This is a genomic window from Cellulosimicrobium sp. BMG9.23, from assembly GCF_059159985.1.
In genome coordinates this window covers 1-343 of record NZ_JBZGBZ010000026.1, presented here as the reverse complement: position 1 = coordinate 343, position 343 = coordinate 1, and the positions used below count along the sequence as shown (strand labels likewise).

The 343-nt window shown below is 66.5% G+C and carries 1 protein-coding gene; it reads left to right on the top strand.

Annotation, left to right across the window (positions count from 1 at the left end; translation table 11 throughout):
- Positions 1-343 (top strand): AAA family ATPase (locus tag AC4H2G_RS21555; RefSeq protein WP_494367788.1); only part of this gene is annotated, 343 nt, incomplete at both ends.

Below are 343 nucleotides of genomic sequence, written 5' to 3'. Positions count from 1 at the left end.
GGCCAGGAAGGCGGAGAACCCGTCGATCACGCGGGATGTGTCGGGTGAGGGTGTGCAGCAGGCGTTGTTGAAGATCATCGAGGGCACGAGCGCGTCGGTGCCGCCGCAGGGTGGTCGGAAGCATCCGCACCAGGAGTTCATCCAGGTCGATACGTCGAACGTGTTGTTCATCGTGGCGGGGGCTTTTGCGGGGTTGGACGACATCGTGGCGGCGCGGGCGCGCAAGCGCGGGGTGGGGTTCGGTGCGTCGATCGACACGGGTGCGGGGGAGGACCTGTTCGCGCAGGTGCGTCCGGAGGATCTGCACCGGTACGGGTTGATCCCGGAGTTCATCGGGCGTCTT